Origin of the sequence: Streptomyces sp. NPDC060232 (genome assembly GCF_042726555.1) — a bacterium.
GTDB lineage: Bacteria > Actinomycetota > Actinomycetes > Streptomycetales > Streptomycetaceae > Streptomyces.
The window spans coordinates 61,769-75,485 of sequence record NZ_JBHXAG010000017.1; the positions used below are offsets into that span (position 1 = coordinate 61,769).

Genomic DNA, 13,717 nt, shown 5'->3' on the forward strand with positions numbered 1-13,717 from the left:
GTCGGGCGGGGGTACGGAGACAATGGGCCGGTGCGTTACGCGATTCTCGGCTCCGCCCAGGCCCTCCGCGACGACGGGACCCCCGTAGCCGTCGGCGGGGCGCGTCTGCGCGCGCTCCTGACGGCGCTCGCACTGCGCCCGGGCCGCATGGTGCCGGTCCGCCTGCTGGTCGACGAGGTGTGGGACGCCGACCCTCCGGCCGACGCCGTGGCCGCACTGCAGGCCCTGGTCGGCCGGCTGCGGCGGGCGCTGGGGCACACGGCCGTGCTGTCCGCCGAGGGCGGCTACCAGCTGGCCGCCCGGCGGGAGGACGTCGACCTGTACCGCTTCGAGCGGCTGGCCCGGGCCGGCGCCGAGGCACGGGACCCGGCCGCGGCCGCCGCCCTGTACGAGGAGGCCCTCGCCCTGTGGCGCGGTCCCGTCCTCGCGGACCTGCCCGACCCGGCCGCCGAGGCCGCGCGCTGGGAGGCCGTACGGATGGACGTGCGCCGGGGCCGGCTCACGGCGGCCCTGGCCCTGGGCCAGGCCGAGCAGTGCCTGCCGGAGCTGAGCGCGCTGTGTGCGCGGCAGCCGCTGGACGAGCCGCTGCAGGCGCTGCGGATCCGGGCCCTGCGCGACGCGGGCCGCCCGGCGGAGGCCCTGTCCGCCTACGACGAGGTCCGCCGAAGCCTGGCCGACCGGCTCGGCACGGACCCCGGACCGGCCCTGCGCGCCCTGCACGCCGAACTCCTGGCCCCGGCGGACTCCGGTCCGGGGACCTGGCCCGCGGCCGCCGGGCCGAGGTTCTCACCCCCCGGCGGCCCGGAACACCCGTCCCAGCCCCAGCCCTGGCCCCAGCCCCAGCCCTGGCCCCAGCCCCAGCCCTGGCCCCAGGCCCTGCCCTGGCCCCATGCCCTGCCCTGGACTCCGGTTGCGGCGCCAGGCCAACCCCAGCCCCAGGCCCAGCCCTGGCCCCCGGCCCAGGCCCAGGGCCCGGAACACCCGGCCCAGCCCCGACCCCATGCCCTGCCCTGGACTCCGGTTGCGGCGCCAGGCCAGCCCCAGCCCCAGCCCCAACCCCAGCCCCAACCCCAGCCCCAGGCCCTGCCCTGGCCCCCGGCCCAGGCGCCAGGCCAACCCCAGCCCCAGGGTCCGGAACACCCGGCCCAGGCCCAGGCTCCGGCCCAGCCCTGGACCCCGGCTCCGGCCCCAGGGCAGGCCCCGGCTGCGGCGCCAGGCCACGCACCGGCCGCGGCTTCGTACCCGGGCGGGCCCGGGTCCGCCTCCCCGGCCCCGGCTGCCCCCGCGCCCGCACCGCCCGGCCAGGGCAGCGGCAACCTGCGGGCACGGCTGACCACCTTCGTCGGCCGGGAGGACGACATCCGCGTCATCGGCGACGATCTCGCGCGGGCGCGGCTCGTCACGCTCCTCGGGCCCGGCGGCGCCGGCAAGACCCGGCTCTCGCAGGAGGCCGCCGAGGCGCACGAGCCGCGCGGCGGCTGGCCCGACGGCGTGTGGCTCGTCGAGCTGGCTCCCGTCGACGACCCGGAGGACGTCGCCGAGGCCACCCTCGCCGCGGTCGGCGCACGGGAGACCAAGCTGCGCGGCGCCGCCGCCGAGGAACTGCGGGCGCTGACCGACCGCAACGGCGACGACCCCACCACACGCCTCGTCGAGCACTGCGCCCGCCGCAGCCTGCTGCTGGTGCTCGACAACTGCGAGCACGTCGTCGAAGCCGCCGCCGAGCTCGCCGAACGCCTCCTCACCCACTGCCCCGGCGTCCAGATCCTGGCCACCAGCCGCGAACCCCTCGGCGTGCCCGGGGAGTCCCTGCGCCCCGTCGAACCGCTGCCCGACCCGATCGCGCTGCGGCTGCTCGCCGACCGGGGGGCGGCGGCCCGGGCCGGGTTCACCGTGGACGAGGACCCGGCCGCCGCCGCGGAGATCTGCCGCCGCCTCGACGGGCTGCCGCTCGCCATCGAGCTGGCCGCGGCCCGGCTGCGGCTGCTCACGCCACGCCAGATCGCCGACCGGCTCGACGACCGCTTCCGGCTGCTGACCAGCGGAGCCCGTACCGTTCTGCCGCGCCAGCAGACCCTGCGGGCCGTCGTCGACTGGTCCTGGGACCTCCTCGACGAGGCCGAGCGGACGGTCCTGCGCCGCCTGTCGGTCTTCGCGGGCGGCTGCGACCTCGCCGCCGCCGAAGCCGTGTGCGCCGACCGGACCGAGGCCGGGGCCGGGGGCGCCGCCTTCGACGTCGCCGACACCCTCGGCTCCCTCGTCGACAAGTCCCTCGTCGTCGCCGCCCCCGGCGGCTCCGGCATGCGCTACCGCCTCCTGGAGACGGTCGGCGAGTACGCCGCCGAGCGACTCACCGAAGCCGGCGGCGACCGCGAGGAGATCGCCCGCCGCCACCTGGTCCACTACCGCGAGCTCGCCCGGACCAGTGACCCCCTGCTGCGCGGGCACCGCCAGCGCGAGGCGGCGGACCTGCTCGCCACCGAGTACGAGAACCTCCGTACGGCCCTGCGCCGGGCCGTCACCACCCGCGACGCGGGCGAGGCGTTGTGCCTGGTCCACTCCCTGGGCTGGTACTGGCACCTGCACGACCAGCGGACCGAGTCCCGCCACTGGGCGGAGGCGGTCGCCGCGCTCGGCCCCAACCCCTTCGTGGCCCCGGTCGTCCCCGCCGAGCCGGTGTACGGGCAGCTCGTGGACTCGCCGCCGCCCTACAGCGGCGAGGTGCTCACCGAGGCCTGGCGCGCCCTGCACCTGGTCCGGCTGGCGGCCCGGGACCAGACCAACAAGGACTGGGACGACCCCGAGGTCCGGGCCCTGGTCGACGGGGTGATCGCCACCTACCGGCCCGGGCTCCCGCAGACCTGCCGCACACCGGCCTCCCTGTGGATCTACGCCGTCATGATCGCGGGCGATGCCGGGCTGCTCAAACGGGTCGTCGACGCGACCGTGGCCACCGCCCGCACACTCGGCTACCGCTGGGAGCTCGCCTCCGCGCTCCAGCTGCGCGCCAACATCCTCGCCAACCGCGCCGACTGGGCGGGCGACGCCTCCCGTGACGCCGACGAGAGCCTGGAGCTCTTCCGGGAGCTGGGCGACGACTGGGGCTGCGCGGAGGCGCTGTCCGCCCGCGCCGAGTCCCGGGAGCGGCGCGGCGAGTACGCCCTGGCCGCCCGCGACTACCGCGAGGCCATCGCGTACGCCGAACGCCTCGGCGCGAAGGCGCAGGTGACGGTGTTGCGTGTCCGCATGGCCGGCACGCTCACCGAGAACGGCGAGATGGCGGAGGCCGAGCGGATCCTCACCGAGATCACCGCGACGGTGCAGCGGTTCGGCAACGAGGCGATGCCCGCGGCCCGGATGTTCCTCGCGGGCATCCTCGGCCGTACCGGCCGGATCACCGAGGCCCGCGCCCAGATCCGGGTGCTGCGCGAGGAGTTCGCCTACGGGGCATACGCCGTCTTCGACGTGTTCCTGCACGCCACGACGGCCTGGCTGGACAACCAGGACGGCCGCTACGACGACGCCCTGCGGGGGATCCGCGACGCCACGGCCGCCTTCCGTCACCCGCTGGCGCTGATGGTCGCCCCGCACCTGCCCGCCACCTTCCTGCTGACGGCCGCCGTCTCCCTCGTGTCGCCGGGCGGCCCGCGGCGGGAGTACGACGGCACCCGGCTGCTCGGCGCCTACCGCGCCCTGCTGCCGCCCGACCACTTCCCGGTGAGCACGGAACGCGAGGACTTCGCCCTCGCCGAGAAGCTGGCGCGGTCGGCGCTCGGCGAGACCGGCTACGAGGCGGCGTACGCCGAAGGCGGCGGCCTCACCATGGAGGAGGCCACCGCCCTCATCTGACCCGGCCCCCGGCCGGTGCCCGTCCGGGACGCGATCCGGAGTGGACCGGTCCGCGGGTCAGGTCTTCTGGCGGAACTTGCGCACCGCGAGCGGCATGGTGACCGCCGTGATGGCCAGCGACCAGGCCAGCGTCATCCACACCGAGTCTCCGACGGGAGTGCCGTTGATCAGGGCGCGGGCGGCGTCCGCCAGGTTCGACAGCGGGTTGTAGTCCGTGAAGGACTGGAGCCAGCCCGGCATCGTGGACGGCGGGGCGAAGATCGAGCTGCCGAACTGCAGCGGCATCAGGACCAGCATCGCCATGCCCTGGACGGCCTGCGCGGTCTTCATGGTGAGACCGAGCAGGATGAAGATCCACATGAGGGCGCTGCCGAAGACCGCGGACAGCCCGATGGCGAGGAACAGGTCCAGCACCGAGGACTTGATCGACAGGCCGAGCAGGAAGCCCACGCCCAGCAGGATCGCGATGGCCACCATCATGCGGCCGAGCTCGACGACGATCTTGGCGAGGAGCACCGACGACCGGGCGATCGGCATGGACCGGAACCGGTCCATCACACCCTTCTTGAAGTCGTCGTTGACCCCGGTGCCGACCGCCATCGCGATGTTCATGCCCATCATGGCCATCAGGCCCGGCACCACGTAGTTGACGTAGTCCGCCTGGTTGCCCTTGCCGGAGATCGCACCGCCGAAGACGAACACGAACAGCAGCGTGAAGATGATCGGCATGAACAGGACGTCGAACATCGACTCCGGGTCCTGCTTGATCTGCAGGGCGTTGCGGCGCACCAGGGCGCCGATGTGCCGCAGGTTGCCCCGCAGGCCGATCCGGCCCTCCCCGCGCGAGGCCGCCACCGAGGGCCGACCGGGGGCGGTGGGAGCGGGCTTCGTCGTGGTCACGGTGCTCATGCCGCGACCTCCTCGGTCTTCTCGGTGGGGACGGAGTCCTCGACGAGCGCGGGCTTCTGGCCGGTGATGGCCAGGAACACCTCGTCGAGGCTGGGCAGGTAGGTGCCGAGGTCGGCGATCGCGTACCCGCGGGCGGCCAGCAGGCCGACCACGGCGGTCAGCTGCTCGTCGCTGAGGATCGGTACGAGGAGCACGCCCTCGTCCGGCACGGCCTGGGAGCCGGCCACGCCGTCCAGTCCGGCCTCGGCCAGCGAACGGGCCATGCCCGGCAGGTCCGAGGCGGACACGGGACGGATCTTCAGGGTGCGGCCGCCGACGCGGGCCTTCAGTTCGTCGACCTTGCCGTTGGCGATGACCTTGCCGCGGTCGATGACCGTCAGCTCGCTCGCGAGCTGCTCGGCCTCCTCCATGTACTGGGTGGTGAGCAGCACGGTGGCGCCCTCGGCGACCAGGCGCTGGACCTCGTCCCACACCTCGTTGCGGGTGCGCGGGTCGAGACCGGTGGTCGGCTCGTCCAGGTAGATCACGGCCGGGCGGCCGATCAGCGAGGCGGCCAGGTCGAGCCGGCGGCGCATGCCGCCGGAGTAGTGCATGGCGGCCTTCTTCGCCGCCTCGGTCAGGGAGAACCGCTCCAGCATCTCGTCCGCGCGCAGGCGGGCGTCCTTGCGGGAGAGGTCGAGCAGCCGCCCGATCATGTAGAGGTTCTCCCAGCCGGAGAGCTTCTCGTCCACCGAGGCGTACTGGCCGGTGAGGCCGATCGTGCGGCGCAGCTGCCGCGGCTGGCGGACCACGTCGAAGCCGGCGACGGTCGCCGTCCCCGCGTCCGGGACGACCAGGGTGGAGAGGCAGCGCACCAGCGTGGTCTTGCCGGCGCCGTTGGGCCCGAGGACCCCGAGGACCGTGCCCTCCCGGACGTCCAGGTCGACACCGTCGAGGGCCTTGGTCTCGCCGTAGTGCTTGACCAGCCCCCGCACCTCCACGGCGTTGGGGTTCTTGTCGTTTCGCGTCATGGCCCTATGGGAACAGCCGCCACTGACAAAGCACCGACAGGCGACCGACAAACGTACGACAGACATACGACAGCCCGCCGGCACAGCGGTCGGCGGGCTGTCGGAGCGGTGCAGGTCACATCAGTGGAACGCGTGCTGCTCCTGCGGGAACGTTCCGCCGACCACGTCCTCGGCGAAGGCCCTCGCCGCGTCGGTCATCGTCTCGCGCAGCTTCGCGTACTGCTTGACGAACCTGGGCATCTTCCCGCCGGTCAGGCCCATCATGTCGGTCCACACCAGCACCTGCGCGTCGCACTCCGCGCCCGCGCCGATGCCGACCGTCGGGATGTGCAGGGACCGGGTGACCTCGGCGGCCAGCTCGGCCGGGACGAGCTCCAGCACCACTGCGAAGGCACCCGCGTCCTGCGCGGCCTTCGCGTCACGCAGCAGCTGGTGCGCGGCCTCGTCGCCGCGGCCCTGCACCCGGTAGCCCATGGCGTTGACCGACTGCGGGGTCAGACCCAGGTGGGACATGACGGGGATGCCCGACTGCACGATCAGCTCGGTCTGGGCCAGCGAGCGCTCGCCGCCCTCCAGCTTCACGGCGCCCACTCCGGCCTCCTTGACCAGGCGGGTCGCGCTGCGCAGGGCCTGCACGGGGCCTTCCTGGTACGAGCCGAACGGCATGTCGCCGATGACCAGCGCACGGCTGGTGCCGCGTACGACGGCGGCCGACAGCATGGTCATGTGGTCCATCGTCACCGGGACGGTGGAGTCGAAACCGAGGTGGCAGTTGCCCATGGAGTCGCCGACGAGGATGACCGGGATGCCGGACTCGTCGAAGACGGAGGCGGTCATCGCGTCGTAGGCGGTGAGCATGGGCCACTTCTCGCCGCGTTCCTTGGCGAGGGTCAGGTCGCGGACGGTGATGCGCCGGGTGCCCGTGCCTCCGTACAGGGTGGGGGAGGCCGCGGCTGCGGGTTCGCGGGCAGGCGAAACGGCATGCGTCATTGCAACTGCTCCTTGTGTCATCTCGAGGCACCCTCACGGTGTCCCCGGACTCACCCACCATGGTGGCATCCCCGGGGGCGTGGGCGGAAGTGGGCCGGGGGCCCCGACGGCCCCGGGCGCCAATGTGCGCGTTTCGTGACAAGCGGAACCCCCTGCGTTCAGGCGTTCGTCCTTCCGGACGTGCGACCGTGACGGACGGTCGTGACGTACAGCACGGAAGGCTCCGCTTCATCGCCTAGGGTCAAGGGGCGGGGACGGAGCGCGAGCACGGCAGTGAGGGCAGTGGCATGGCACAGGCGTACAGGACGGAATCGGGGAACGGCGGCTCGGAGCCCCAGCCCTCCGCATCCCGCTTCCCGCGCCGACTGGCCGAACTGTGCAGGGACCCCGGGATCTGGCGGCGCGGATGGGTGCTGGCCGTGATCGCGGCACTGCTGTCGCTGGTCATGGTCTTCCACGCCGAGCTGCCCAACGACATCGGCAACCTCGGCAGCCTCACCGAGACCTTCCTGCCCTGGCTGGGCCTGGCCGTCCCGGTGCTGCTGGGCGGCGCCGTCCTGCGCCGGTCGGCCACCGCGCTGATCGCGGTCGTGCTGGCCGCGGTCGTCTGGCTGAACCTCTTCGGCGGGCTGGTCTTCGACAAGTCCGGCTCCGGCGGCGACCTCGTCGTCGCCACCCACAACGTCGACGCCGACAACCCCGACCCGCGCGGCACCGCCGCCTCGGTCGCCCGCTCCGGGGCCGACGTCCTGGCCCTCACCGAGCTCAAGGGCAGTGTCGTCCCCGTCTACGAGAAGGCCCTGGCGGGCACGTACAAGTACCACTCGGTCGAGGGCACCGTCGGGCTGTGGAGCAAGTACCCGCTGAGCGGCAGCGCACCCGTCGACATCAGGATGGGCTGGACCCGGGCCATGCGGGCCACCGTCGCCACCCCGCAGGGCGACGTCGCGGCCTTCGTCGCCCACCTGCCCTCGGTCCGCGTCAAGCTCAAGGCCGGCTTCACCGCCAACCAGCGCGACGACAGCGCCGACGCGCTGGGCGCCGCGCTCGCCGCCGAGCCCCTCAGGAAGGTCGTCCTCCTCGGCGACCTGAACGGCACCATGAACGACCGCGCCCTGTCCGAGGTCACCTCGCAGATGCGCTCCACCCAGGGCGCGGCGGGCGACGGGTTCGGCTTCAGCTGGCCGGCGCAGTTCCCGATGGCCCGCATCGACCAGATCATGGTCCGCGGGATCCGGCCCGAGGCCTCCTGGACCCTGCCCCGCACGGGCAGCGACCACCTGCCGGTCGCCGCGCGGCTGACTGTCGCCAAGTAGCGGCGCGGACGGACGCCCGGCGGGGGCCTCACCGCATCGGCGGTGAGGCCCCCGACCACTACCCGCCCCCCTCCTACGCCTGCTCGCGCCAGCCGTTCGTGATCGGCAGCCGGCGGTCCTTGCCGAAGCCCTTCGCGGAGATCTTCGTGCCCGGCGGGTACTGGCGGCGCTTGTACTCGGCCGTGTCGACCATCCGCAGGATCTTCGCGACCAGCTCGGCGTCGAAGCCGGCGGCCACGATCTCGTCCAGCCCCTGGTCCCGGTCCACGTACAGGGCGAGGATCGCGTCGAGCACCGGATAGTCCGGCAGCGAGTCGGTGTCCACCTGTCCCGGGCGCAGCTCGGCGCTCGGCGGCTTCACGATCGAGTTCTCCGGGATCGGCGGGGTCTCGCCGCGCTCGGCGGCCGCCCGGTTGCGGTAGCGGGCGAGCCGGAAGACGTCGCTCTTGTAGACGTCCTTGATCGGGCCGTACGCCCCCACCGAGTCGCCGTACAGGGTGGAGTAGCCGACCGCCAGCTCCGACTTGTTGCCGGGGGCCAGCACGAGGTGGCCCTCCTGGTTGGAGACCGCCATCAGCATGGTGCCGCGCAGCCGGGACTGGAGGTTCTCCTCGGCCAGGCCGGTGAGGCCCAGCGAGCCCATGTAGGCGTCGAACATCGGCTCGATCGGCACGGTACGGAAGTTCAGGCCGGTGCGCTCGGCCAGGTCGGCCGCGTCGCCCTTGGAGTGCTCCGAGGAGTACTTCGAGGGCATCGAGACGCCGTACACGTTCTGTGCGCCGATCGCGTCGCAGGCGATGGCGGCGACGAGCGCGGAGTCGATGCCCCCGGAGAGCCCGACCAGGACGGAGCGGAATCCGTTCTTCTTCACGTACGCGCGCAGGCCCACGACCAGCGCGTCGTAGACCTCCTCGTCGTCGTCGAGCCGGTCGGCGTAGCCGCCGGGCACGACCGGCTCGTACGCCTGCACCGGCTCCGCGGACAGGACGACGCGGTCGATGCGCAGCCCGTCGTCCACCACGCCCTCGGGGGCGTCGGCGCGCGCGGCCGGCAGGTCGAGGTCGACCAGGACGCAGCCCTCGGAGAACTGCGGGGCGCGCGCGATGACCTCGCCGTCGGCGCCGACGACGATCGAGTCGCCGTCGAAGACCAGCTCGTCCTGGCCGCCGATCATCGCCAGGTAGGCGAGGGTGCAGCCGGCCTCCTGGGCGCGTTTGCGCACCAGTTCGAGACGTACGTCGTCCTTGTTGCGCTCGTAGGGGGAGGCGTTGATCGAGACCAGCAGCCCGGCCCCGGCGGAGCGGGTGGCCGGGACGCGGCCGCCCTCCTGCCAGAGGTCCTCGCAGATGGCCAGGGCCACGTCGACGCCGCGTACGCGGATCACCGGCTGGGTGTCGCCCGGTACGAAGTACCGGAACTCGTCGAACACGCCGTAGTTGGGCAGGTGGTGCTTGGCGAAGCGCAGTACCACCCGGCCGCCGTGCAGGACGGCCGCCGCGTTCTCCGGGGAGCCGGCCGGGCGCCCGAGGCGGGGCGTGGCCCTCTCGGTCCGGTCGAGGTAGCCGACGACGACCGGCAGCTCGCCCAGTCCCTCGGCGGCCAGCCGCTCCGCGAGTTCGCGCAGTGCGCTGCGGGAGGCCTCGACGAAGGAGCCGCGCAGGGCGAGGTCCTCGACGGGGTACCCGGTCAGCACCATCTCCGGGAACGCCACCAGGTGGGCGCCCTGCTCGGCGGAGTGCCGGGTCCAGTGGACGACCGAGTCGGCGTTGGCGGCGATGTTGCCGACGTGCGAGTCGATCTGATTCAGAGCGAGGCGTAGTTGAGGCACGGGACCCAGTCTAATCGTCTTTCTGACGCGATGTCCTGGGCCCCGTGTGTTTCCCGGGTTCTCGGCGTGCCGTGCGGGTCCGCCCACGGGCCTGTCAGCCGATGGGGCCGACGTACTTCACGTCGTCGAGCAGGGTCCCGGCGGCGATGTCCGCGGTGATGCTCTTGGTGCCCTCGGGGATCTCGAACGCCACGACTCCGCTGGCGGTTTCGCCCGGCAGGATCGTTCCCTTCACCATCTTCGGGACGCTGCTGCCGCCGCCGCTGTCGAAGACCATCTCGGCCGTCATGCCCTTGTCGTCGCGGACGTTGGGCACGGCGTAGATCACCTCGTGCGGGGCGTTCGAGCCGTTGGTGATGGTGACCGTGATCTGGATCGCGTTCTTGACCTGCTCGCGGGCGATGATGCCCTTGGGCTCGTACTTCGTCGGCGTCGACAGGCTCACCTTGACGCCGTTCGGGTAGGTGAAGGTCTCGCCGAACAGCAGCGCGCTGGTCAGGCCGGGCACCTGGGAGGGCGACGGGGACGCCGTCGGCCAGGGCTCACCGCTGGGGTACAGGCCGTCCAGGTCCAGCTCGTTCTCCTCGATGCCCGCCTCGACGCGGTCGGAGGCCCGCTCGACGACGGCGACGGTCAGGAAGAAGCCGCCGATCGAGGCGATGACGCCCACCCCGGCGAGAACGGTGCCGACGATGGCCATCGTCTTGTTCGGGGCGCCCTTGTTGGCGCGCACGATGGCGCCGATGCCCAGGCCCACGCCGATCACGGCGAGGATGCCGCCGAGCCAGAAGAGCAGGGGCACGACGCCGAGGAGGATGCCGAAGCCGCCGACGATCAGGGCGGCGACGGCCAGGCCGTTGGTGGCCGGGGCGGCGGCCTGCGGGTAGCCGGTGTACGGGCCGGCGCCGAAGCCGGCGGCGTGCTGTCCCCACGGGTCGACGGGTCCACCGGGGCCGGGGGCGCCGGCCGCGGTGGGTGCGCCGAACGGCGTGGCCGGGGCGGCGGAGGCCGGGGTGGCAGGAGCCGGGGTCGGTGGGGCGAACGCCGAAGGGGCCGGAGCCGGTTCGGCGGCGGGGGCCTCGGCAGCGGCGGGCGCCTCGGGCGCCTCGGCGGGCTGGGCGGGCTGGGCCGCGTCCGGCTCGGGGGCCGGCCCGGGAGCCTGTTCGGGGGTCCGCTCGGCCGGCTCCGCGGTGGCAGGTTCGGCGGCGGGGACCTTTTCGAGCGAGAGCGGCTGCGCGGGCGCCGGTATCGGGGCCGTCTCGGGAACGGGCGTGTCCGCCGGTCCCGTCGGCGGGCCGGTCGGGGTGCTGGGCGGGTTCGGCGGGGTGGTCATACCGGCGGAAGCGTCCTTTGTCGCGGCTGTCGTGATCAGAGCAAGAGTGCCATGCCGATGGCGAACGCCCTTCCGAATTCCCGCCGTGCCCCGCCGTGTTCCGCCGTGTTCCGCTGTGCTCCGCCCGCCCTACAGCTGGTAGCCGATCACCGTCATCATCCCGGACTCCGAGTGCTGGTGCCGCGGCAGGCGACGTTCGCCCCGTCGCGACGCCCGGCACGCACTCTCGCCGCACCGGCCGAAAGCCACGTACGTCCAGTACGAGCGCTCCGGCCGGCACGCCGAGAGCACGCACCGGACGCCGCTCCTTGACGGGGCGAACGTCGCCTGGCGCGGCACTAGACGTTGTGGCAGTGCGCCATCCACAGCCGGCCGGACCCGGGGCCCGTACCGGCCTCGGACCGCGCCGCCCGGGCGGCCCGCGCGGGCTTCGGAGCCGGTTCCTGGGCCGGCTCCCACAGCTGCGGCGCGGCGGCCGGAGTGTGGTGAGCACCACCGCGCATCGCGGCACCGCAAGCCCCGGCCGAGGCAACGCACCGGGGGGCGGACACGTCCTCCATGGCGTGGGAATCACTCGGACGGCCCGGAGACAGCATGGTGACGGCGCTCAGCAGCGCGGCGAGCAGCAGGAGCAGGGGCTCCGGTCCTGCTCGCCGAACACTGCGCGTCATGGCCGGAACCCTACCCGGGGCGGGTATCCGGTCGAAGGATCGACCCCCGGCTTGCCTAGGATTAGTCACACCATGTCCCCCCATGGGCTGACTCCGCGCACCGCCTGGCCGGTCGCCCTCCTGATCTGCCTCGCCGGCGCGGCCTACACCGCGTGGGTGCTCGAAGTCGTCCTCTCCACGGGCCTCAACCCCATCGAGACGTACGTCAGCGAACTGGCCGCCCAGGACCAGCCGCTCGGCGGCCTCTTCCGGGCCACCGACTTCACCGCCGGGCTGCTCGCCTTCGGCGGAGGCATGCTGGCCCTGATACGGCTGCTGAAGTACACCGAGTCCCGCCGCCTCTGGGCGGTCGTCGGCTGGGCCGGGGTCACCCTCTTCGGGGCGGCCACCGCGGCCGACGCCTGGCTCCCGCTGAGCTGCACGCCCACCGTGGACCCCGAATGCGCCGCCCGTGAGACCGCAGGGCTCGTCCCCGCCACCCACCAGGCCCACGCCGTCAGCAGCACCCTCGCCATGACCGGGGCCCTCGTGGGGCTGGTCGCCCTGACCGTCGCCGCCCGCCGCTACGGCTGGTTCGCGCCCCTCGCCCGCTACGGCCCCGCGCTGGTCGCCCTGGAGCTGCTCGCCACCGCCTGGACCCTCTCCGCCATCGCGATGTTCACCGCCGGACGCGGCACCTGGGCGCTGGGCGCCGGTCAGCGGCTCCAGGTCCTGCTCGTGGCAGTCTGGCTGGGTCTGCTCGCCTACTCCGTCCACAAGGAACGCCGCACATGACCGCGCACGAGCCGCCGTACCCGGGGAGCGGAGGAGCCGGCCTGTTCGTGCGCGTCGACGGGGCCCCGCTGCACGTCCTCGTCGAGGGACGGGGACCCGTCTGCGTCCTCAGCGCCGGACTGGCCATGGCCTGGTTCGACTGGGACGAGGTCGCCGCGCTGCTCGTCGCCGAGGGCCGCACCGTCGTCCGCTTCGACCGCCCCGGCCACGGTCTCAGCGGCCCGGCCGCCGCACCACCCACCACCGCGGGGGAGGCCCGCCGGATCGCCGGCCTGCTCGACGCCCTGGGGTACGGGGGCCCCGCCGCCGACCCGGTCACCGTCGTCGGGCACTCGATCGCCGCCTTCCACACCGAGGGCTTCGCCCGCCTGTACCCGCGGCGCACCGCCGCCCTCGTCCTCGTCGACGCCAGCGTCGAGGAGGACCCCCGTACGCTCCTGCCCGCCGCGCTGCGTACCGGCGCGGCCCGCGCCCTCGGCCGGGCCGTGACCGCCGCCGGGCTGCCGGCCGCACTGGGCCCCGCGGCCCGGCGCGCCACCGTACGGGCCTCCCGCACGGGCGGCGGCGATCCGGCCGCGCGGGACCTCGTACGCCGCTGCTACCGCACCGGCCGGGTCTGGCGCGGAGCCCTGCTGGAGAACTCCCGCTATCCGGACATGGCCGCCGAGCTGGCGGCGCTGCGCCGGACCCGCCCGCTGACGGCCCCCGCCACCGTCCTCGCGGGCCATGACGGATCGGCCGGCCGCGGCGCGCTGCGCTGGCTGGGCCGCCAGGCGGACCTCGCCGACCTGCTCGGCGCCCGCTTCGAGGTCGCCGAGCCCGCCGGCCACCTGGTCATGCACGACCGCCCGGACCAGGTGGCCCGGGCGGTCGTGGAGACGAGCGAGCGGCAGCGGCGGGAGTGACCGGCCGACCGGCAGGACCGGCCGACCGGCAGGACCGGCCGACCGGCAGGACCGGCCGACCGGCCGACCGGCTGATCGGGTTTGCGGCTGACCGGGTAAGCGGGCGACCGGGTAAGCGGCTCACCGTCCGGC

At 73.9% G+C, this 13,717-nt stretch carries 10 protein-coding genes; 4 read left to right on the top strand and 6 right to left on the bottom strand.

Going from position 1 to position 13,717, the window contains the following annotated elements; genetic code table 11:
* Nucleotides 1–30 precede the first annotated feature (30 nt).
* Nucleotides 31–3,849 carry a BTAD domain-containing putative transcriptional regulator gene (locus ACFWFZ_RS23700; RefSeq protein WP_387124801.1) on the top strand — a complete coding sequence of 1,273 codons (3,819 nt, stop codon included), beginning with the start codon at nt 31–33 and terminating at the stop codon, nt 3,847–3,849.
* Nucleotides 3,850–3,906: 57 nt separating this feature from the next.
* On the opposite strand, the gene ACFWFZ_RS23705 is transcribed toward ACFWFZ_RS23700, so the two are convergent.
* The 3 genes from ACFWFZ_RS23705 to panB form a co-directional block, all read right to left on the bottom strand.
* The gene (locus ACFWFZ_RS23705) at nt 3,907–4,758 is read right to left on the bottom strand and encodes an ABC transporter permease (RefSeq protein WP_387124802.1); all 852 of its coding nucleotides are present in this window, start codon (nt 4,756–4,758) and stop codon (nt 3,907–3,909) included.
* The gene (locus ACFWFZ_RS23710) at nt 4,755–5,768 is read right to left on the bottom strand and encodes an ATP-binding cassette domain-containing protein (RefSeq protein WP_387124803.1); all 1,014 of its coding nucleotides are present in this window, start codon (nt 5,766–5,768) and stop codon (nt 4,755–4,757) included. The genes ACFWFZ_RS23705 and ACFWFZ_RS23710 overlap by 4 nt, the downstream gene beginning before the upstream one ends.
* Nucleotides 5,769–5,888: 120 nt before the next feature.
* A complete protein-coding gene (panB, locus tag ACFWFZ_RS23715; protein WP_387124804.1) occupies nt 5,889–6,758 on the bottom strand; it encodes a 3-methyl-2-oxobutanoate hydroxymethyltransferase in 870 nt (289 codons plus the stop codon).
* Between the two features lie 287 nt (nt 6,759–7,045).
* On the opposite strand from panB, the gene ACFWFZ_RS23720 reads away from it, so the two are divergent.
* Nucleotides 7,046–8,074: an endonuclease/exonuclease/phosphatase family protein gene (locus ACFWFZ_RS23720; protein WP_387124805.1), complete on the top strand. Its 1,029-nt coding sequence runs from the start codon at nt 7,046–7,048 to the stop codon at nt 8,072–8,074.
* Nucleotides 8,075–8,147: 73 nt separating this feature from the next.
* Here ACFWFZ_RS23720 and ACFWFZ_RS23725 read toward each other — a convergent pair whose 3' ends face one another.
* The 3 genes from ACFWFZ_RS23725 to ACFWFZ_RS23735 form a co-directional block, all read right to left on the bottom strand.
* Nucleotides 8,148–9,902: an NAD+ synthase gene (locus tag ACFWFZ_RS23725; protein ID WP_387124806.1), complete on the bottom strand. Its 1,755-nt coding sequence runs from the start codon at nt 9,900–9,902 to the stop codon at nt 8,148–8,150.
* Between the two features lie 94 nt (nt 9,903–9,996).
* Complete coding sequence (locus ACFWFZ_RS23730; protein WP_387124807.1) at nt 9,997–11,235, bottom strand: DUF4190 domain-containing protein; 1,239 nt, start codon at nt 11,233–11,235, stop codon at nt 9,997–9,999.
* A 338-nt stretch (nt 11,236–11,573) separates the two neighbouring features.
* Nucleotides 11,574–11,906 carry a hypothetical protein gene (locus ACFWFZ_RS23735; protein WP_387124808.1) on the bottom strand — a complete coding sequence of 111 codons (333 nt, stop codon included), beginning with the start codon at nt 11,904–11,906 and terminating at the stop codon, nt 11,574–11,576.
* 72 nt (nt 11,907–11,978) lie between these two features.
* On the opposite strand from ACFWFZ_RS23735, the gene ACFWFZ_RS23740 reads away from it, so the two are divergent.
* Nucleotides 11,979–12,680, top strand: coding sequence for a DUF998 domain-containing protein (locus ACFWFZ_RS23740; protein ID WP_387124809.1), 702 nt, complete (start codon nt 11,979–11,981; stop codon nt 12,678–12,680).
* Nucleotides 12,677–13,585, top strand: a complete 909-nt coding sequence (locus ACFWFZ_RS23745; protein WP_387124810.1) for an alpha/beta fold hydrolase — start codon at nt 12,677–12,679, stop codon at nt 13,583–13,585. The genes ACFWFZ_RS23740 and ACFWFZ_RS23745 overlap by 4 nt, the downstream gene beginning before the upstream one ends.
* Nucleotides 13,586–13,717: the final 132 nt, after the last annotated feature.